Here is a 22764-nt window from a genome sequence, read left to right on the forward strand (position 1 = left end):
TCATTTCACTCTTTTTCAAACAACGTATGGAACATTAACCCAATCAATGAATGCTTGATAGTTATAATCATTAGTAAAAATTTAGATATTAGCCAGAATCACTATAAAAAATTTATAAATAATACTGACAAATGAATTAATAAATTCCAACACTTGACATCTTTATTGGTATTAGGTATCAATAAATACAGATTATTGAGAACTTATCTAAGGATGTTTCATGTCAAACGCAATTTTACTATCAAGCCTACTACTACTCGCAACTTTTATGCGCGGTCGGCTTATGGGTAAAAAGTGAAACACACCAGCCCTTAGAGAGAAAACCCGCGCTAGTCGCGGGTTTTTTTATACCTGGGAGAGCGCAAACAGCAAATAAAAAGAGAAAGGAACAGATTATGAGCCATGACGTGATTATTTTTGATACCACATTGAGAGATGGTGAACAAGCATTGCAGGCGAGCTTAAGCGTAAAAGAGAAGTTACAAATTGCTTACGCTTTAGAGCGTTTAGGTGTGGATATCATTGAAGCGGGCTTTCCTGTTTCTTCTCCCGGTGATTTTGAATCCGTACAAACCATTGCACGCGAAATCAAAAATAGCCGTATTTGTGCATTAGCACGCTGCGTTGATAACGATATTGATGTTGCAGCGGAGTCTTTAAAAGTCGCAGAAGCTTTTCGTATCCACGTGTTCTTAGCAACCTCGGCATTGCATGCTGAACATAAATTGAAGAAATCATTCGAAGATATTATTGAAATGGGTGTGAACTCAATAAAACGTGCTCGTCGCTATACCGATGATGTGGAATTTTCTTGCGAAGATGCGGGACGTACTCATATCGATAATTTATGTCGAATTGTTGAAAGCGCAATTAATGCTGGTGCAACCACCATTAATATTCCAGACACCGTGGGCTATACAACGCCTTATCAGTTTGGTGGCATTATCACCAACTTGTTTGAGCGTGTTCCCAATATTGATAAAGCTATTATTTCTGTTCACTGTCATGACGATTTGGGCATGGCGGTCGCTAACTCAATTACCGCAGTACAAGCGGGTGCAAGACAAGTCGAAGGGACAATTAATGGCTTAGGCGAACGTGCAGGTAACTGCGCATTAGAAGAAGTCATTATGGCGATAAAAGTCCGTGAGCAAATGATGAATGTTCAGACACGGATTAATCACAAAGAAATTTATCGCACCAGCCAATTAGTCAGCCAATTATGTAATACGCCAATTCATGCTAATAAATCTGTTGTTGGCTCCAATGCATTCGCGCATTCATCGGGTATTCACCAAGATGGCGTTTTGAAGAACCGCGAAACCTACGAAATCATGACTCCAGAATCAATCGGATTAAAAGAAGTGCAGCTGAATTTAACTTCTCGCTCAGGTCGTGCGGCAGTTAAACATCGTATGGAAGAGATGGGTTATCGTGAAACAGATTATAACTTGGATACTTTATATTCTGCCTTCTTACGTTTGGCTGATAAAAAAGGCCAAGTCTTTGATTACGATTTGGAAGCTTTAGCATTTATGGGACAACAGCAACAAGAGCCTGATGAGTTTGTAATGAATTATTTTAATACTCAATCTGGTTCATCAACCGTTGCTACCGCGAGTGTCAGCATTACTCATGGTGATAAAGAAATTACTGAAGCAGCAACGGGTAATGGTCCCGTCGATGCGGTTTATCAAGCCATCTCTCGCGCAACAGGTTATCCGTTGAAATTAGTCACTTACCAATTAACAGCTAAAGGTGAAGGCAGAGACGCCTTAGGGCAAGTTGATATCGTCGTTGAATATCAAGGACGTAAATTTCATGGAATGGGTTTAGAAACTGACATCGTAGGTTCATCAGCAAATGCCATGATCCACGTTATTAATAGCATTTGGCGCTCAGAGCAAGTCGAAATAGAAAAACGCAAACAACACACAACACAAGAAGCGGTTTAATTATGTCAAAAAATTATCATATTGCAGTATTACCCGGAGATGGTATTGGCCCTGAAGTCATGGCTCAAGCACAAAAAGTGATGAAGGCTGTTAGTGAGCGCTTCTCACTCAATATCACAACAAAAGAATACGATATCGGTGGCATTGCCATTGATAATCATGGTACTCCGTTACCCGCAGATACTTTAGCAGGTTGTGAACAAGCTGATGCGATTTTATTTGGTTCAGTTGGTGGTCCTAAATGGGAACATTTACCTGCAAATGAACAGCCAGAACGTGGTGCTTTATTACCATTACGTAAACATTTTAAATTGTTCTGCAATTTACGCCCAGCTCGCTTATATGAAGGTTTAGAAGCCTACTGCCCATTACGAGCCGATATTGCACAACGTGGTTTTGATATTTTATGTGTACGTGAATTAACAGGCGGTATCTATTTCGGTCAACCTAAAGGTCGTGAAGGTGAAGGTGCACAAGAGCGTGCTTTTGATACTGAAATTTATCATCGTTATGAAATTGAACGTATTGCACGCTTTGCGTTTGAATCAGCACGTAAACGCCGTCATAAAGTAACCTCAATTGATAAAGCTAACGTATTACAAAGCTCTATTTTATGGCGTGAAGTGGTAACAGGGATCGCAAAAGAATACCCAGATGTTGAAATTCAGCATATGTATATCGATAACGCAACAATGCAGTTAATTAAAGATCCTTCTCAATTTGATGTATTGCTGTGCTCCAATATTTTTGGCGATATTTTATCTGATGAATGCGCAATGATCACTGGCTCTATGGGAATGTTGCCATCTGCCAGTGTTAACGAAGAACGCTTTGGCTTATATGAGCCCGCTGGAGGTTCAGCTCCTGATATAGCAGGTAAAAACATTGCTAACCCTATTGCACAAATTCTGTCTGCCGCACTGTTATTACGTTATAGCTTTAATGAAGATAATGCAGCTCAAGCCATTGAAGATGCTATCACACAAGTATTAGCAAAAGGCTATCGCACCGCAGATTTAGCGGGTGATGGTAACGCAATCACAACCGCCGAAATGGGTGATCGTATCGCTCAATATATTCGTGAAGGGGCATAACATGGGTAAAACATTATATCAAAAAATTTATGATGCACATGTTGTCAGAGAAGTGAGTGATGAAACACCCATTCTGTATATCGACCGACATTTAGTGCATGAAGTGACATCGCCTCAAGCCTTTGATGGATTAAGGACAAAAGGTCGCCCTGTTCGTCAACCGAATAAAACCTTTGCAACGATGGATCACAACGTATCAACACAAACTAAAGATATTAATGCTTGTGGTGATATGGCAAGAATTCAAATGCAAGAGTTGATGAAAAACTGCCAAGAATTTGGTGTCACGTTGTATGACTTAAATCATCCTTATCAAGGAATTGTTCACGTAATGGGACCAGAACAAGGCATAACCTTACCGGGAATGACTATTGTTTGCGGTGATTCACATACAGCAACTCATGGCGCTTTTGGTTCATTAGCTTTTGGGATTGGTACTTCAGAAGTTGAACATGTTTTAGCAACTCAGACCTTAAAACAGTCTCGTGCTAAAACATTAAAAATCGAAGTTCAGGGTAAAACAGCCATTGGGATCACGGCAAAAGATATCGTATTAGCCATTATCGGCAAATTAGGCAGTGCGGGGGGTACAGGCTATATCGTTGAATTTGCAGGTGAAGCCATTGAAGCATTAAGCATGGAAGGTCGAATGACCTTATGTAACATGGCAATTGAGATGGGAGCTAAAGCAGGCTTAGTCGCACCTGATGACACCACTTTTGACTACTTAAAAGGGCGTCAATTTGCGCCTAAAGATCAGTCATGGGATGAAGCCGTCACTTATTGGAGAACCTTAAAATCTGATGATGATGCAATCTTTGATGCCACAGTGACTATCAATGCTGCCGATATCGCGCCACAAGTCACATGGGGCACCAACCCTGGCCAAGTCATTGCGATTGACCAAATTGTTCCATTATTAAACAGTTTTAACGATCCTGTTGAACGTGCATCTGCTGAAAAAGCCTTGGCTTATATGGGATTAAGTGAAGGCGTTAACTTAACAGATGTCGCTATCGACAAAGTCTTTATTGGCTCTTGTACAAATTCTCGTATTGAAGATTTACGTGCTGCCGCTGAAATAGCCAAAGGTCATAAAGTCGCCTCTCATGTTCAAGCGATTGTTGTTCCGGGTTCAGGGCCTGTTAAAACTCAAGCGGAAGCGGAAGGCTTAGATAAAATCTTTATTGAAGCAGGCTTTGAATGGCGCTTACCGGGTTGTTCAATGTGTTTGGCCATGAATAACGACCGATTAAATCCAGGCGAACGCTGTGCATCTACCAGCAACCGTAACTTTGAAGGCCGCCAAGGTCGTGGAGGTCGAACACACTTAGTTAGTCCTGCAATGGCGGCGGCGGCTGCTATTAATGGTCATTTTGCAGATATTCGTACATTTGCAGTGGCATCTTAAAGGAGAACATAATGAATAAATTTACTCAACACACGGGTATTGCGGTTCCTTTAGATGCAGCAAATGTGGATACCGACGCCATTATTCCTAAGCAATTTTTGCAGAAAGTGACGCGCACTGGTTTTGGTAAACACCTGTTTCATGATTGGCGTTTTTTGGATGACGAAGGCACTCAGCCTGATCCTACATTTATTTTAAATCAGCCAATTTACCAAGGTGCTTCTATTTTATTAGCACGAGAAAACTTTGGTTGTGGATCATCTCGTGAACACGCACCTTGGGCATTAACTGATTATGGTTTTCACGCCGTTATCGCCCCCAGCTTTGCTGATATTTTTTACGGAAATTCATTTAATAATCAATTATTGCCCATCAAATTAAGTGACGATGAAATCTCACAATTATTTGATTGGGTAAAACAACATGCTGGTACACCAATTACCGTAGATTTAGTGGCACAAGAGGTTAGAGCGGGTGAATTACATTTCTCTTTTGAAATCGACTCATTTCGCCGTCACTGCATGATTGAAGGATTAGACAGCATTGGATTAACGCTGCAACACCAAGATGATATTAGTGCTTACGAGGCAAAACAACCCACCTTTATGCGCTAACTACAGCAATTTTTTCACCTTCTTCTACTTTCTGTGATGTTTACTTTGTCATTCTTGCCGTAAATTCATTTACGGCTTTTTTTTGCTCAAATAAAAAAGCCAGTGATCCGTATCACTGGCCGGTAATCACCGAATGCTCAAATGGGGGAGTCTGTCAGTATTCGTAATTTGTGATAACTAACATGAGAGCTAACTTTAAACACAGGCATTATCGGTCTAATATAAGGAAATTAAAATTGATCACTTTATCAATGGATTTCCTCTTTTATGACTTCACCCCGCTTAGAGTTACAATTTATTCGCTTATGGCAAGCCTTTCAGGGAAAAGCAACCGAAACAACGTTACAAGAATTAGCACAAACCCTGCATTGCACACGTCGTCATGTCCGCTCTTTATTAAATAAAATGCAAGAAATAGGTTGGATAAATTGGCAAGCAGAAGTCGGTCGAGGTAAAAAATCCACGCTTATTTTTCATTCTAACGCACTTGAGATCCAACAAAATCGCGCCGAAAGACTGATAGAAGATAATGATATTGAAAAGCTTGTAGCACTAATGGGTGATAAAGATTCTGTACGCCAAATGGTGCTCTCACAAATTGAAAAAAGCTTTCATCCCGGTCAACAATTACTACGTATTATTTACTACCGTCCCTTTAAAAATTTATTACCAGGAACACCATTAAGGCGCTCTGAATTACATTTAATGAGCCAAATATTCAATTCGTTGGTGCATCTAAAAGAGGAAAATGGGGAAGTAGAAGCGGAATTAGCTCATCATTGGCAAATGCTCACAGAGCAACATTGGCGATTTTATTTACGTCCCTCTATCTATTTTCATCATGGTCGAGAGCTTACACTTGAAGATATCAGCACTTCTTTAATGAGAATGAAACACTGCAATCCTCTTTATGCCCATATAGAACAAATTTCCTCGCCTCAACCTTATGTGCTCGACATTTACTTAAGCGAAGCCGATAAGCAATTTGCAACGTTATTAGGGAGTCCACAAGCTGTTATTTTGCCGCAAGAATGGGCATCACTTCCCTCTTTTGCACAACACCCTATTGGCACAGGCGCTTATCAAGTTATCGCTAATGATAAACATAAGCTGCAAATCAAGGCCTTTAATCGCTATTTTGGCTTGCGGGCATTATTAGATGAAATTGATATTTGGGTAGTTCCCGAACTGAATAACAAGATGGTTTGTTCAACTATTCATTTAACAGACGATGATACCAATAAAGATTCATTAGAAAGTCGTAAAGAGGAAGGGTGTTATTTTCTTCTCTATGATAGTCGCTCAAAACAGTGCCAACAGACTGAAATAAGGGAATGGTTAAGCAGTGTATTAACCCCTGTTAATATGCTCACTCATTGTGATCCTTTCTATCAACGTCATTGGTCTCCCGCTTATGGCTTATTACTTCATTGGCATCACAGTAAATTAATACGCCAACATCCTAAACCAGCTTCATTAACAAAACTCACTGTCACGCTTTATAAAGAGCATCATGAATACAGCACTATTGCAGACTTAATAGAAAGTATTTTATCTCAGTATGATATTGAATTAACCATTCAAGTACTTGATTATGAACAATGGTATTACGGTGAAGCTAATAGTGATATTTGGTTAGCGACAGTGAATTTTTATAAGCCTTTAGAGTTCTCAATTTTTGCTGCACTTTATGAATTACCCCTCTTTCACCAATGTTTGGGAGCATCGTTCTCACAAGAGCTTACATTATGGCATCAAAAATCTTTGCCACTTGAAGAGTGGTGTCGCCAGCTAACACAAGATATTTGGCTTTACCCTCTATTTCACCATTTATTAGAGCTACAAGGGCAGAGAACCATACGAGGTGTCAAAATGAATACTTTTGGCTGGTTTGATTTTAAATCAGCGTGGTTTACACCTGATATTGATACACCAAGATTAAAATAGGTTATCGTCTCTTTTCAGCATACGGATTAGCCATTATTTGCGTTAATTCACAGAAACCTTGAAAGTTATAAACACTCACATAAATGCTTAGGGGATTTATTCACTTTTTCTGTGGATATCTATGTGAAAAAGAGTGAGATAATCAGGGTATAGTTTTTATATTGTTAGAAAGGCTGTTGATATAAATTTTAAAATATCACTTATAATTCAAATTAGTAGCTAGATTTCAATGCCTATTTCAGCGATTGGATAAAACAATTAAAATACCCTCCCGCTCAAATCGAACAAAAAATAGCCACAGGGTGTTTTATCCACAGGTTATGCCGATTAGTTAGGCAAAATAGGATAATTTTGGCAAATATCTGCAAAAGTCAAGGCTGTAAATCAGAACAGTGATCTCACTTTCTGTGAGTTATCCCATAAAGCTGTGGATAACCTAGTGTAAAAGCCTGTTTATGATTTCAGGATAACCGTGCACAACTTAGAATTATAAATTTCAATTGGCGAGTTAACTCAAAAAAATGATGATATATCATGCTATTATGATTTAAATGAAATAAAGCTAAATACGTTATCAATAACCTGTTTTTTCTGTCTATTATTTATACAAGAAGATAATAACTATGTTTACGCCACCAGTAGCGCCCGAAAATGAGCAAGTTTTATTCGAACGAGCAAAAGCGCTTGCAGGTTATACTTTTGGTGAACTTGCCGCTTTTGCACAACTTCCAATCCCAATTGATCTTAAAAGAGATAAAGGCTGGGTAGGTATGTTGTTGGAATATTATTTAGGTGCAAGTGCAGGTAGCAAACCGGAGCAAGACTTCAGTGAGTTGGGCATTGAACTCAAAACAATTCCAATTGATAGATTAGGTATGCCTTTGGAAACAACTTTTGTCTGTGTCGCAGCATTAACCGGAAACAGCGGTATTACTTGGGAAAATAGCCATGTAAAACGTAAACTCTCAAAAGTATTATGGGTGCCTGTTGAAGGAGAAAGGGAAATACCATTAGCACAACGTCGCGTCGCTTCTCCATTACTTTGGAGCCCTAATAGGACGGAAGAAGAATTATTACGTCATGATTGGGAAGAGCTAATGGATATGATTGTGTTGGGTAAAGTAGAAAGCATTACCGCACGCCACGGGCAAGTCTTACAAATCCGCCCGAAAGCAGCTAACAGCAAGGCATTAACCGAAGCTATTGGTGAAAATGGACAACGTATTATGACATTACCCAGAGGTTTTTATTTAAAAAAGAATTTTACCGCGCCACTGCTTGCTCGTTATTTTCAGCTTTAACGTTATCGTATTTAAGCTATTTGTTATCGGTAAAACAGCCTCAAATTTAATTGGGGCTGTTTTTTTAAGTGATAGGATCTCAATAATTAAAAAATCACAACTGCTTTTCCACTAATGCCAAAGGTGACCATGTCGATAACGACATAGTTTCGTGATTGTTCACAACAGTAAATTGTTGCTGATTGAATGTTGCCATATCTTGGATAATATTTGCTAACCCTTGTAATGATAGCACTGAGGATGTTTCAGTCATCGAAATAACTGGTTTCTGTTCTTTTTCATTCACCTCATTTACTGCCATTTTTACAATTAACGTAAATTGCTTATCTTGAGTTTGATACTGTGTATTATTACCCACTTGAGATGAAATCAATGTTTCATTTTCCGCCAATCCAGTCACTAAAATATGGCTGTTTTTTCCTTCATCATAAATAGTCACATGACTTTGCCGTTTTTGCACCACATATACATTGCTACCTTCACCGCCACTCAGATAATCATGACCAAATTGAGAAATTAACAGATCGTTGCCTTCACCTCCGCTCAAGCGATCATTACCTTCCCCAGCAATTAAAATATGATGCCCTTTATTAACAAGAATATTATCATCACCTTTCCCACCATCAATAACTGAACTCATATTATTATGATTAACAACAATATCATTCCCATCATTCAGCTCAAGAATAGGCAATAAATCAATGAGTTCTTTTGGTTTGTCTGCAAGTGTTGCTGACAATCGAGTTGAATAAGGCATTACCGAATTAACACCATAGGCAGATAATGCTGCTTTATTTAAACTAAGTGATTCAGGGATCACCAATACATCATCACTTTTGCTTATATTTAAATTCAAATTAACAACAGGCATAAGCAAATTTGAATGACTATCTTTAGTTGGTAATGTAAAAACAACATTATCTTTATCTATTAATCGAATAGTCGCGTTGGTATCAACAATTTTATTTAATAGATTTGTTTCGAAACATAGCGTTAAATAATCATCAGGAAGATAACGATGAGATAAAAGACCATCTTTAAAGGTTAAATCAAAACCATTTATATCGGTTAAAAAGAAATAGCTTACATCATTATCAGTTAATTTATCAATATGATCAGATAGTGAGATATTCACCCTTTCATTGTTATTTTTTGTTAAAAACGTTTTTATTTGATAAGTATCATTTCCCTGACTTAATTTAATGTATGAGTCAGCCTCAATACCGACATAATGATTATTTTGGTTATTGCCGTGAATACCAAATCGTAAATTTGTTCCAGATGAAAAACCACTGTATTCAAATTCTGGCAATAATTTTATATTTCGACTCTGACTTTTAAAAGCAGTCACAACTAAATTATCATACTCATTAATATAAAAATCTTTAATTGCTAATTTTGATTCATTATATTTTTCTAAATAACTAAATTTGTATAAAATTTTATCTTTAGTATTTTCATCCAAAGTGAGTGTGAAACCATCTTGAGTTATTAATGTATAACGATGTGAATGCGTATTATTTACTGAATCATCATAAACATTTTTCAATGTCACAGAATGATAAATATATTTTCCCTCATGATTTTCATTATTAATTTTAAAATCAAAAATAATATCTTTTTTATTACGTTTTATTGATGTTATTTCATCAAAACAATAATTAAACCTTACAACACTAGTTCCTAACTTATTAGTTTCATTAATAATAGTTTCAAATAATTTATTATAACTCTGTTCTAAAGAAGATCGTAAAATAACATAGCTATCATTGCCCTCACCGCCTTCAGCATAACCTTCATTTAATACAAGTGTATCATTTCCCCCTTTACCATATAAATGATCAACACTACCAGCACCATTTAAATAATTAGCCTCTTCATTACCCAAAATATAATCATCACCCATTTCACTGCCAATAACATTTTCAATACTGTCTAAATAAGCAATAACTTGCTGATCTTGTAACTCAATATTTGGCATTGTATCAATAAGTTTTTTCGAATAAAAACGCCCTTCATTTTGATAAAGATAAAGTTTTGAATGAAAACTTTGGCTATTCGTTTTATCTTCTGAATTTTGAAATTTAACGTAATTATGTTGTAAATCGACTTTATAACCCGTGTATTTGCCCTTAGTTTTTATCAGACGAAGTGTGTCATTTCCTTCTCGACCATAAAAACGGCTCGCATAATAAGGTGACTCTGATGTAAATACATTAAATACATCATCTTTTGAACCGCCACTTAATCGCTTAGTGCCATTATAAATATCGAATGTATTTTGAGTTATTGAGGGCGCTGCAATAATATCATTACCATTATGTGTGTTAAAATAAAGAACTGTATTCTCATGCCAATCCGAAGTATAGTATTTTTCAATATTATTAGCTTTTATTAATCCATTCTCTAATTTACTTTCTCCTAATTTATTAATCACATACTCTTTAGTTGTTTTACTATTCTTAAAAAATCCTCATCCACTATCTCGCCAAAAATAACGCTCTCGTCGTCAGAAGCAATTTTTATTGTATACCGATTTAGCTCATTAACATAAAAATCCATATCAAAAATAAGCTTTTCATCTGTGGCAATCGCTTCTTTAGGTAAATAATATTTATACGCTGTTTTTTTGGCACTCAGATAAGGAGTAAGAGCTGAAATCTCTTCAGCTTCTTTTTGGCTCATATTTTGTAATATTCGCTGGGAAATAAAATCTTTTAAAGGCATTAAAATAGAATCGGCTGTTTCTTCTATTAATGTAGGAATAACTTTATAATAATAATATTCTTGATAAATCTGTTTTTCATTTGTATAAAAATAACTACTATCTGGACTTTGTTTTTTTATTTCTTCAAGATGAGTTAGCGCCTTTTTATCAATCATCTCTTCAAGTTGATTTTCGGTGTCTAAATATATTATCTCATTTTTCTTATCTGGAGTAATATCCCCCATAAGAAAGGCATAAAAACCATTATTTAATTCCTCCATAGGCGTAAAATTGGTTTGTTTTTTTGCCTCTTCAATTAATCTTACGGCACTATAAATTGAAGTTGCTAATGCAATCAAAGCACCAGCAGCAATACCGACAGGTCCTGCAATTGCTGAACCTGCAAGTATAGCTATAGAAATTCCTACAGTAACAAGCCCTGAAACAATAGCGAATGAACCATCAACGATATAATCAATTTTTCGCTTTTCATCAGTTTCACCAGAAATTCGGCTGAAATTATCATAAGCATGATAAATATCAAATCCAACTGAAAGAATATTAAGCGCAATCCCTACTCGCGTACTTATCTTGCTCGCATATTCCAAAGGATTGTGTCGATATCGCAATAATCCTTTTGCTATTGCAATTTCAATAATTTCAGAAACCCCATTAAATGTCATTTCAGACCACATTAATGACAAGTTAGTGATGATTTCTTTTCGTTGTTGTAAAGATAGATTGGGATTATTGAGTTGTTCGGCTAAAGAAAACGTATTATTAACAGACTGCCACATAGAATAACTAATATTAGCATAACCTACCTTACTCAATATTTTCATATGCCTAGGTATTTTTAATGAAGGTTTTCTAATGCTATCCCAATAATGTTCATCAAATGCGCGTTTTTCTAATTCTAAAATTTTAACCAATCGCTCATAGCTTACAAGGTAATCAATACGCTCAGCATCAATTGAAATTAACTTTTTTATATTTTCTTCTTTATTATTTAATAAACTTTTAATAATAGAAATAGCTTGTTTATCATCATCAGTTCCTGAAGCACTTAAGAAATAATCATTTATCTTATCCGCATCGAATGTAAGATTTGAATAATCATGATTTTTTTCAAAAATATCACTATGCTCTATTTTTTTATTATTAATTTTCGCACCTAAACTGATAAGTAGTCTTTTATCCACTTCAATGTTATGGATTTTTATTTTATCCTCTACAATTTCACTATTATTAAGCCCTAAGCTTAATTCAAATAAATTATCAGTTGATTTATTCTCATGTGATCTTTTTTGACTTAATGTTCGTACTTCGTTTATACCAACTGATGATAAAATATCTTTATTACTATTTAATGAGATTAAATAATCAACATCATTAATAGCAATATTATACTCTTTTTCATTTAAAGCTATTTTCAATAAATCAACCGTCAATTTATTTTTATTAGGTTCATTAAAATAATGAGAGAGTAATTCAATTGATGCGTCACTTAAATAATCAACCGATTTCGGTACATCATAAATATTATTTATTAATAATTTAATTCTATTTATATTATCAGTTATAGTATCGTTTAAATAGTTAACATTATAGCTATTTTTCCACGTTTCTAAGGTTATATTTTCATTCACATATTGATTAAACGCCTTACTTATTAATGGATCATAAACAGCAAGATATAATTTATTCGATAATAAGGTGCTATTATCACTAGAGAAAACCTTTGAAATTTCTTTAAAATATTTATGTATTGCATATTCAACTGAAATTTTTCCTTCGATAATTTTATCTACTACATTTTTAATAGTCGCTGATCCTAGTGATTCACCACGCCAAGATCCAAAAATATTATTCAGCTGAGAAGAATTTATCTTTCTTTCCGTTTTTTCGTTAAATGTCGTTCTATACTTATCAATACCAATGCCTTTTAATTCTCCATCATATAAATCAAAAACAGGTTCTTGATGATTTATTTCATTAGCAATTTCTAACACAACATAATTTTTATTATTGATAATTTTATTTTTTATTACACGAAAGTGTGTTCCCGGTGCAATAATTGCTCTTTCTGAACTTCCTGAATGAAGACTTGTTAATGGTTTCGCACTGTGTTTTCCAATAATAGAAATATATACATTATCAGACGATGATTTCTTTACTTTTTCAATATTACTAAAGCCATGAAAAATACCATCAAAAGCGAGTAAATTTCCTTTTTCATAATTATTGCTTAAAATATCATTGTTTTTAACAGTAAATGATTTGTATATTGGTGTATCAATATCAGAATATTTAGATAATAAAGAAAAGAAACTAATTAAATTAGTTTCATTCGTTCTATTCAAAAAAGTCCTTCTGTCTTAATCAATGATTCAAGTAATTTATAACCTATTTTTTAAACCATTTTATATCGCTTACTTTTGAATAAAATTCAATTTTATCTTTTGTAGATAAAAGATGATTTTTATTATCCATCTTATTTAAAAGATCATTTTTATGATTATATTCTGATGATAATAAAGTTATTTCATTCTTAGCATTATTATTAAGTTCTATTTCAGGTGAATGTTTATTATTTTTAACATAAGAACCTTCCTTCAATTTATTAAGTGAGATTTCATATTCTAACGTATATTTATCTTTTTTATCTATGCTTAACTTTCGCCCTATTTCTTTTTTTGTATCAATAAATGTGGCAGAGATCTTTCGTTGGCTTGTAAAATAATTATTATTGACTCCATCGTTCCATTTTTCATTTAAAGGCGCAATATAACCTAGATCAATCATAGATTGTTGAAATTTTGAAAATTCATCTGGTGATTGTAATACAACGGTACCATTATTATTAATATAAAAAAAATCATGTAATGTTTGATTTTTTGAATTAAGCGGTTTATCAAATAGTGATTTAGGAACAAAAAAAGTGGCAGGAAAATTATCATGAATTACCGCAAAGGGATTAGCATCATCGGCACCATGATGGACTATTTCCATCCCTATTGATCTCCCTAATGCTACGTTTAATTCATTTTTTAGTTCTTTTATTTGCTGACTAATAAACCCTAATTGATGTCCTTCATTTTTTTCATATAATAATTGATCATTGTATAGTATTTTTTGCTTATCAGTGAGTTCAGCGTAATTCACACTTTGTTTCCATTCCTCCCAAGATACAGGCATATTAACGCGTGTATTTGTTCCTAAATGACTATAAGGATAAATCACCGTAAATAGATCATAATCTGCAATCATCGGTTTATTTGATATAGGATCAGCGATCACCAATACAGGCTCTGCTCCAAATCGATTATAGTGTTGAACTAAATAATACTGTTTTCCTTCTATTATTTGTGGTTCTAAAAAAACTCATGTGTTTTATTATTGTGTATGACTTCAAAATTTAAAGGTGAATTTTTATCATAAAGATAATTGATCACTTTACTTTCTATCAATTCATTCACTCTTTCGTCTGAAATATAAAGCTCACTCACTGATGCAACGCCCGCATTTATTGCATCTGCTACTGCTTTATTGTATTTCAATAGATCTTTTTGCGCCGATCCTTTAGCCAGTGATTGATCGACAGGAATAAAACCAGCCATAGGCCCCCAATCAGAACTTTTCGCCTTGATAGCTAAGCTCTTACTACTATATTCTCCCGATGAAATTAATGAAGTCGAATTAGTATCGATAGGTCTTACACCAATAATAAGCCCTTTTTCTTCTGATATTTGAGAAAATATCGCTTGATCTTTAATTGGCATGCCTATTTTTACTTCGTTTAGCTCCTTTTTCTATGATTATTAGAACTCAATGAATTTAATATTTTATTATTTTCTTTTTTATTTAATTCTGAAAAGCTATTATATTCTTCTCTATTCGTGAAGCTAATTTTTTTACTTTTTTATTTTTATTTAATAATTCATTATAGATGAGATTATTGTTATAGTCCTCGTCAGGATTTTCATAAGAGAAATAAATATTTGTATTTATTTCTAAATCTGATGGAAAAATAAATTCATTTTTAGGAAGATAACTACTTAATATAATGCCTTTTATTTCATTATTCTTGGCAATATTATTTTTATATAATAAAAGCGCATTTTCTCTTTGATCGTTATTTCCATGAATGAAAATATTTTGAGGTAATTGCCCTCTATGCTGTAACCAAAGATGTTCTAATAAATCAGAACCTGCATTTTTATTTTTTGATACATCAACAATAAATAAATCATATCCAGCCGCATGATATTCATCTACATATCTAAGATAGTTCTTTTCTATTTCATCCTTTTCACTCAGAAGAATAACAACATTTTCGTTAGTGTTCTTTCTTTTATCATTTAATGAATAATATGCATTTATCTTATCATTGTTTACTTTTTTTAAGATATCTTTCTCTATTTTTATGAGTGTAAAGCAATATGATTCGTCATTATTTATTAATAATTTATTTTCTTCCATTTTATATTTTCCATTTAAATAATTTATTTAACTGAAAAATAATTGCATTATTCCACTAATATAAATATAAAAAATAACACACATTAAAGTAAGATGCGTAATTATAATAAAACGAATCAAGTTAACTATTTTATTAAAAAAATAGCTTCATAATATGAAGCTACTTTTTATTTAGTTGAATTTAAATTATTTTTTAATATTAGTGAGATAACGTTCTCGCATAAAAGCGTCTTCGTACCTCACTAATTTATTAGCATCAAGCAAAGTTACTTTTTAGCTGCCTGCAAATAAAGCATATCAAGTGCAATTGTTGCCCCAGCAAGCGCTGTAATATCAGATTGATCGTAAGCTGGAGAAACTTCAACTAAATCCATACCAACAATATTTAGCGGTTGTAATGCACGTAAGATCTTCAGTGCTTTATCTGTTGTTAATCCACCAACAACGGGTGTTCCTGTTCCTGGTGCAAACGCAGGATCAAGGCAATCAATATCAAAAGTCAGGTAAACAGGTAAGTCGCCAACAATACCTTTGATCTGATCAACAAGATCAGTCACACCACGATCGTTAACTTGCGCAGCATCCAATACAGTGAAACCATTATCACTGTCATGATCAGTACGAATACCAATTTGAACAGAGTGGTTAGGATCGATTAATCCTTCATTTGGTGCATGGAAGAACATTGTACCGTGGTCAAATTTACTGCCATTACCATAAGTATCGGTATGCGCATCAAAATGAACTAATGCCATTTTACCAAAGTGTTTTGCATGGGCGCGTAATAAAGGTAATGTGACAAAATGGTCACCACCAAACGTTAAACATTTTTTGCCTGCTGCTAATAACTTCTCTGTATGAGCTTGTAATTTATCGCTCATATCTTGTGCATCACCGAAGTTAAAAACTAAGTCACCACAATCGACAACGTTTAAACGTTCACGCATATCGAAATCCCACGGCCAGCGGTTACCTTCCCACGCTAAATTCGTTGAGATTTGACGAATAGCGCCCGGTCCGTGACGAGTGCCTGCGCGACCTGATGTTGCCATATCAAAAGGCACACCCGTAATAACCCAATCTGCATCACTGCTGTAAGGCTGAAAATTCAGTGGAAAACGTAAAAAACCAAATGCATTAGAGATCAATGAATTATCAGTCTCATTACCTAACGTACTATTTTTCATGCTATTACCTCTGTTACTTATTTAAAATAAGCAACATACAATCAATATGATAGATAAAGAGTGATGTTTAATAACATCACTCTTGCATTGGAAAGTGAAGAATTACTCTTCTTCTTCCAGATACGTATAACCGTATAAACCACTTTCAAATTCAGTCAGGAATTGCTCTTGTAAGGCTTCATCTAACTGTGCATTTTTTACTTGAGTACGGAAACGATCTAACAGCACGGTAGGATTTAACTTAACGTACTGGAGCATATCGGCAACCGTATCACCCTCTTCACTTTGCACGTAAGTCAGATTACCTTTCTCATCAAGGTAAACGTCAACAGCCGCCGTATCACCAAATAAGTTATGCATATTGCCTAAAATTTCCTGATAAGCCCCTACCATAAAGAAACCGATCATGGGTGGATATTCTGGATCATAAGCGGGCATTGGCATTGTTGTTTCAACACCATCACCATCAACATAATGGTCAATAATACCATCTGAGTCACAAGTAATATCAAGTAACACTGCGCGACGATCAAGAGGTTTATCTAGCCCTTCAATAGGTAATACAGGGAATAACTGGTCGATACCCCATGCATCAGGTAAAGATTGGAACAATGAAAAGTTAACATAGAACTTATCTGACATACGTTCTTGTAACTCATCAATAATAGGACGATGAGCACGATTACTTGGATCTAAATCATACTGAATACGACGACAAATATTCAAATACAGCTCTTCTGCCCATGCACGCTCTGTCAGGCTTAACATGCCGTGAACATATTGAGTATGCACATCGTGTAAGTCTAATTGGCTATCGTGTAACCATTCACGTAATGAACGGCTATGCCCCTTAGTTTGCATCTCTTCCCATGTTTCCCAAAGACTTGCAATTGGTCTTGCAGCATCATCTTCAGGTGGTGTAATTGCCGTAAATTCATTACGCTCAACGCCAATCACATTAGAAATTAATACGGTATGGTGTGCCGTTAATGCACGACCTGATTCAGTAATAACGGTTGGATGCGGTAAATCATTTTCATCACATGCGTCACCAATCGCCCAAATAACGTTATTCGCGTATTCATTAAGGCCATAGTTAACAGAGCAATCAGATTGTGAACGTGTACCTTCATAGTCCACACCTAAACCACCACCCACATCGAAATACTGAATATTTACGCCCAATTTGTGCAGTTCAACATAGAAGCGTGCAGATTCACGAACACCCGTTGCGATATCACGGATATTCGCCATTTGTGATCCCAAATGGAAATGCAGTAATTGCAGGCTATCTAAGCGGTCAGCTTGGCGTAACATATCAATTAATTGCAGAACTTGTGTCGCAGCTAAACCAAATTTTGATTTTTCACCACCACTTGCCTGCCATTTGCCTGATCCTTGAGAAGCAAGACGAGCGCGAACGCCTAAACGTGGAATAACTTCTAAACGTTCAGCTTCTTCAAGAACCATTTTAATCTCAGACATTTTCTCAATGACTAAGAAAACTTTATGCCCAAGTTTTTCACCTGTGAGTGCTAAGCGAATATACTCACGGTCTTTATAACCATTACAAACAATCACAGAGCTTGTCATATTGGCATGAGCAAGTACTGCCATTAATTCCGCTTTAGAGCCAGCCTCTAAACCTAAAGGCTCTCCTGCATTCACTAATGACTCAATCACACGACGTTGTTGGTTAACTTTAATTGGATAAACTAAAAAATAGTCACCTTTATAACCATAGGATTCACGCGCGCGATGAAACGCGGCATTAATCGAACGTAAACGATGTTGTAATATTTGTGGAAAGCAAAAAAGTGCAGGTAAACGCAGGTTCGGTTGCTCTTCTTGAACTCGTTTAACCAATTCGGTTAAATCAAAATTAGCATCAGGAACATCAGGATTAGGGCAAACGCTAATATTTCCTCGATTATTCGCTAAATAGTAACCGCCCCCCCAATATGCAATGTTATAGGTCTGCTGCATCTTACGAGCGATGTTATCATTCATGACATTCTCCTTAGGGAGTATGAGTTTATACCTTGCCTGTCACCATAGTAGTCAATTATCTGACAAAAATCTGAAACGACTGATAAATAACAGTTGGAAGTAATGGCTCACTATATATTTTTATATGATTATCCAGCTATACGCAGGACATAATAGTAGAAAGTTCTTGAGTTAACCTATAACGAGTTAACACAATTACCTATTGGCAAGTAACAGACAACTTCGCTCTAAAGAGAAAGAGCTCAAAGAGGAAATTACTCTAGATATACTACGTGTATAGTATTGGTGAGTACTGTTTTGGTTTTTGAAAAGACTAACCTGTAGACAATGGAACATTACCCATTCACTCCACACATGGCTTAAACCCGTAAGCCATTTCCCTAACAGAGAAACAGGATCAGAAATCCTGCGGTTTACACTGTGTTCAGATTTCACAGTAATCGCGAGTTTATACCTTTAGTTAGTTAAAAATGCAAAGCAAAAAGTACAAAAAACTTTTTTTTCTCTACTCCCTATTTTCTCAACACAAAAATAGCGGGCAACAAAAAATAAGATTAACTGTTTGATTCTGCTTTATCCCTATATTTGATTAAAAAAAGCTGGAATTAAAGAGAGAAGAGTCATAAAATGGACGTCTAGATGTTAAAACATCCATCCTTAAACCGTTTGTATTAAGGTAACGAGATATAATGACTACACACCTTTTTACTTCTGAATCAGTCTCAGAAGGTCATCCAGATAAAATCGCGGATCAAATTTCTGATGCCGTTCTGGATGCAATTTTAGAACAAGATCCAAAAGCACGCGTTGCCTGCGAAACTTACGTTAAGACAGGCATGGTTATGGTAGGCGGAGAAATTACCACCAAAGCTTGGGTCGATATCGAAGAAATTACACGTAACACTGTTCGTGAAATCGGCTACACCAGTTCCGACATGGGCTTTGATGCTAATTCCTGCGCAGTTATCAGTGCGATTGGTAAACAATCTCCTGATATCAACCAAGGTGTTGACCGTGCAAATCCATTAGAACAAGGCGCTGGCGACCAAGGTTTAATGTTTGGTTATGCAACCAACGAAACTGATGTATTAATGCCTGCTCCAATTACTTATGCTCATCGCTTAGTTCAACGCCAAGCACAAGTCCGTAAAAGTGGTACTTTATCTTGGTTACGCCCTGATGCAAAAAGCCAAATTACCTTCCAATATGACAACAATAAAGTTGTTGGTATTGATGCTGTTGTATTATCAACTCAGCATTCTGAAGATATTTCACAAAAAGATCTGCATGAAGCCGTGATGGAAGAGATCATTAAACCTGTTCTGCCAGCAGAATGGTTAAATGAGCAAACTAAATATTTCATCAACCCAACAGGTCGTTTTGTTATCGGTGGACCAATGGGTGACTGTGGTTTAACCGGTCGTAAAATCATTGTTGATACTTACGGCGGTATGGCTCGTCACGGCGGTGGCGCTTTCTCTGGTAAAGATCCATCGAAAGTAGACCGTTCAGCAGCTTATGCTGCACGTTACGTTGCTAAAAATATCGTGGCAGCAGGTTTAGCAGATCGTTGTGAAATCCAAGTTTCTTACGCAATCGGTGTGGCAGAGCCAACATCAATTATGGTAGAAACATTTGGTACTGAAAAAGTCCCAACAGCACAACTGATTCTGTTAGTGCGTGAATTCTTTGACTTACGTCCTTACGGATTAATTCAAATGTTAGATTTACTGCACCCAATCTACCAAAAAACGGCTGCTTACGGTCACTTTGGTCGTCCTGAATTCCCTTGGGAAGCAACAGATAAAGCTGAAATCTTACGTGAAGCGGCAGGCTTAAAATAAGTCTCTTGCCAATAACATCATGTTATTGATTTTAATAAGACCACATCTTTATAGATGTGGTTTTTTTATGGCCTCTATTTATAAAACCCATAAAAAAACCCCGCAATCATACGGGGATCTCAATAAGAGAAAACGAGAACATAGATTTATGATGAAACGCTTTTTTTATAAAAAGCGATAAAAAGTTAGTTAGGATAATTAATCCACTCTCCTCCATTTAACTTGATATAAGACTGCCCTTGATAATCAACCACAACCGTAGCTTGATTTTCCGCAACATTGGCAGTTTGAGGAAGTTCACTGGCCAATGCATCCCAATCAATAGCAGATTGGTTAAAGACATCCCCATTCACATTACGAGAAATAAACTCAGAAATAGCTAAATAGCTGCTTGGTTCATCAACAATCACAGGAGGGTTAAATGATGCTTGCTCTTTTATTCCAGTGAAACGAATACCAACAGGTACGGTAGTAATACTTTGGCTTGGAATATCTCTTAACCCTGACATTTGCGTCTTATCACCTTGTAAAGCCGCACCATGCTCAGGCACAATCACCACCATCACTTTTCTTCCTTTTTTATCTAGTTCATCCATAAAGCTATCTAAATTATCAAGTAATGTGGAGGCACGCTTGCCATAATCAGCAGCGCTATTTTCTCCTACATAACGGTTACCATCATGTAGTGATACCAAGTTCACAAAGGTCACAGTGCGGTCTTCGTTAGACTGTTCACGCGCTTTCAACCAACGTTGTAATGTTTCCTTATCGTTGTAAATTTTGGTGCCATCAAATGCGGTAATTTGATGAGAAAGATTCTCTTGATCTTGTAAGGCGATATTAAGATTGCCGAGTTGCTGAACTTCTTTGAGGTAATTACCAAACTTCCCGTTGTGGTCAAGTACCAATTTCTTGGCAAATCCTAACGATGATAAATTATCCATCAGCGAGCATTGCGTATCTGCGGGATCGTATAAATCAGAATGGTGAGTCTGACCACAACTCGCGCGTAATAATCTTAATGATGCAGGACCACTATAAGAAGATACGCTGTTAAAGTGGCTAAATAACACATTAAAGTTACCCCAAATTGGGTGTTCTTGTAGCCCAACAGCCGCCGCATCAGCGGTAGAAAGTGAACAAATATTAATAATCAAAATATCAAAAGGTTGGGCATTGGCTGCTAACTGCGCAGGAAATGGTGTCGTACGTTTTTTCTCGTAACCATAAAATTGTGTGAGCCAATCATCCAATACCTTATTATTAACCTTCTGTTTTTGTGGTGGATAAACAGTATTAATTGATGCAGTTTCTACCTCTTTAGTCGGTACAACTTCAGGGAGGACTTGAGGTTCGACTGATGCGGGTAACACCTCAGGCACTTTGGCAACGACAGTGTTTTTTTCTGTATTAATGTTACTTTCTTGCGTAAAAGTATTCGCTGAAACAGAAGGCACCATACCTTGAGAAATATGAGTAAACCCACCAATATTTAGCCACAATACACCTGCAATAATAAAAACAGATACCCTTACCCACTGTTCAATAAAAAGGTAACCGACTAACAAAACAAAAGCGACACCTATCATTTTGATATTGATAAAGTTAACAGTTAACTCAACAAGGTAATCAAAGGAAAACTGTTTAAGTTGTCCACCTTGGGCAAGTACCGTTGAAAAGCTGGGTAACCAAGTATCATGGTAAAATAGAATTATCCCTATTGGGATAGCGACCCAATTGCGCATTTTATGCCAAATATTTTTTGGTAATGGGAACAATAAAAAGGCAAGAAAAAGTAAATTGCTAAAAGCATCAAAATTTAAATAACCATACCAAAGCAAAACAAACTTTAGTAAAAAATAGAAATTCCATGCTCCCAACCCATGCCAGTAATTTAAAAAATTGAACTGGGTTGTATTAGATTTTTTCATTTTAATTTCCTACTCTTTAGTATAAATAAATCCAATTCGACAGTTATATGATTAGTCACATCTGTCTTTTTATTACTTCTGATATTTAATTAACTACTAAATAAACATATAAGAGAATATTTATTTAAAACCAAGTAAAAACCCTTAAATAAAAAATAAAAAAAGAATCTCGCCAGAAAATACTGGCCTCTTATATAAAAGAAAAATTAATGCTAGAAAACTTATTTAAGATGATTTTTAAAATAAAACACTCAGCGTTCTATTTATATAATAGCGCCTAT

At 35.5% G+C, this 22764-nt stretch carries 15 protein-coding genes; 7 read left to right on the plus strand and 8 right to left on the minus strand.

Annotated features, from left to right (window positions below):
- Positions 1–395 precede the first annotated feature (395 nt).
- From leuA to mutH, 6 genes are all read left to right on the plus strand, one after another.
- Entirely contained in the window at positions 396–1955 is a 1560-nt protein-coding gene (gene leuA, locus ACWPWK_RS05080; RefSeq protein WP_109371162.1) for a 2-isopropylmalate synthase, read from the plus strand.
- Positions 1956–1957: 2 nt separating this feature from the next.
- A complete protein-coding gene (gene leuB / locus ACWPWK_RS05085; RefSeq protein WP_109371164.1) occupies positions 1958–3049 on the plus strand; it encodes a 3-isopropylmalate dehydrogenase in 1092 nt (363 codons plus the stop codon).
- Position 3050: 1 nt separating this feature from the next.
- Positions 3051–4460 (plus strand): 3-isopropylmalate dehydratase large subunit, encoded by a 1410-nt coding sequence (gene leuC / locus ACWPWK_RS05090; protein ID WP_109371166.1) that lies wholly within the window; start codon positions 3051–3053, stop codon positions 4458–4460.
- Between the two features lie 8 nt (positions 4461–4468).
- Complete coding sequence (leuD, locus tag ACWPWK_RS05095) at positions 4469–5074, plus strand: 3-isopropylmalate dehydratase small subunit (RefSeq protein ID WP_109371168.1); 606 nt, start codon at positions 4469–4471, stop codon at positions 5072–5074.
- Positions 5075–5341: 267 nt separating this feature from the next.
- Positions 5342–7021, plus strand: coding sequence for an HTH-type transcriptional regulator SgrR (sgrR, locus tag ACWPWK_RS05100; RefSeq protein WP_109371170.1), 1680 nt, complete (start codon positions 5342–5344; stop codon positions 7019–7021).
- Positions 7022–7644: 623 nt separating this feature from the next.
- On the plus strand, positions 7645–8322 hold the full coding sequence (mutH, locus tag ACWPWK_RS05105) for a DNA mismatch repair endonuclease MutH (RefSeq protein WP_109371172.1): 678 nt from the start codon (positions 7645–7647) through the stop codon (positions 8320–8322).
- 94 nt (positions 8323–8416) lie between these two features.
- Here mutH and ACWPWK_RS05110 read toward each other — a convergent pair whose 3' ends face one another.
- From ACWPWK_RS05110 to speA, 7 genes are all read right to left on the minus strand, one after another.
- The gene (locus ACWPWK_RS05110) at positions 8417–10759 is read right to left on the minus strand and encodes a calcium-binding protein (protein WP_454208452.1); all 2343 of its coding nucleotides are present in this window, start codon (positions 10757–10759) and stop codon (positions 8417–8419) included.
- On the minus strand, positions 10756–13392 hold the full coding sequence (locus ACWPWK_RS05115; RefSeq protein WP_454208454.1) for a hypothetical protein: 2637 nt from the start codon (positions 13390–13392) through the stop codon (positions 10756–10758). The genes ACWPWK_RS05110 and ACWPWK_RS05115 overlap by 4 nt, the downstream gene beginning before the upstream one ends.
- Before the next feature lie 43 nt (positions 13393–13435).
- Entirely contained in the window at positions 13436–14329 is an 894-nt protein-coding gene (locus ACWPWK_RS05120) for a hypothetical protein (RefSeq protein ID WP_454208456.1), read from the minus strand.
- Between the two features lie 74 nt (positions 14330–14403).
- Complete coding sequence (locus ACWPWK_RS05125; protein WP_454208458.1) at positions 14404–14811, minus strand: anthrax toxin-like adenylyl cyclase domain-containing protein; 408 nt, start codon at positions 14809–14811, stop codon at positions 14404–14406.
- Between the two features lie 82 nt (positions 14812–14893).
- Complete coding sequence (locus tag ACWPWK_RS05130; RefSeq protein WP_454208460.1) at positions 14894–15511, minus strand: hypothetical protein; 618 nt, start codon at positions 15509–15511, stop codon at positions 14894–14896.
- Between the two features lie 266 nt (positions 15512–15777).
- Positions 15778–16698, minus strand: coding sequence for an agmatinase (speB, locus tag ACWPWK_RS05135; RefSeq protein WP_006533786.1), 921 nt, complete (start codon positions 16696–16698; stop codon positions 15778–15780).
- A gap of 102 nt (positions 16699–16800) precedes the next feature.
- Positions 16801–18708 carry a biosynthetic arginine decarboxylase gene (gene speA, locus ACWPWK_RS05140; RefSeq protein WP_109371176.1) on the minus strand — a complete coding sequence of 636 codons (1908 nt, stop codon included), beginning with the start codon at positions 18706–18708 and terminating at the stop codon, positions 16801–16803.
- Between the two features lie 689 nt (positions 18709–19397).
- Here speA and metK point away from each other — a divergent pair.
- The gene (metK, locus tag ACWPWK_RS05145; protein ID WP_100159133.1) at positions 19398–20552 is read left to right on the plus strand and encodes a methionine adenosyltransferase; all 1155 of its coding nucleotides are present in this window, start codon (positions 19398–19400) and stop codon (positions 20550–20552) included.
- Positions 20553–20737: 185 nt separating this feature from the next.
- On the opposite strand, the gene bcsG is transcribed toward metK, so the two are convergent.
- On the minus strand, positions 20738–22483 hold the full coding sequence (gene bcsG / locus ACWPWK_RS05150; RefSeq protein ID WP_109371178.1) for a cellulose biosynthesis protein BcsG: 1746 nt from the start codon (positions 22481–22483) through the stop codon (positions 20738–20740).
- Between the last annotated feature and the right edge of the window lie 281 nt (positions 22484–22764).

The sequence above is a fragment of the Proteus sp. Marseille-Q3619 genome (assembly GCF_965283115.1).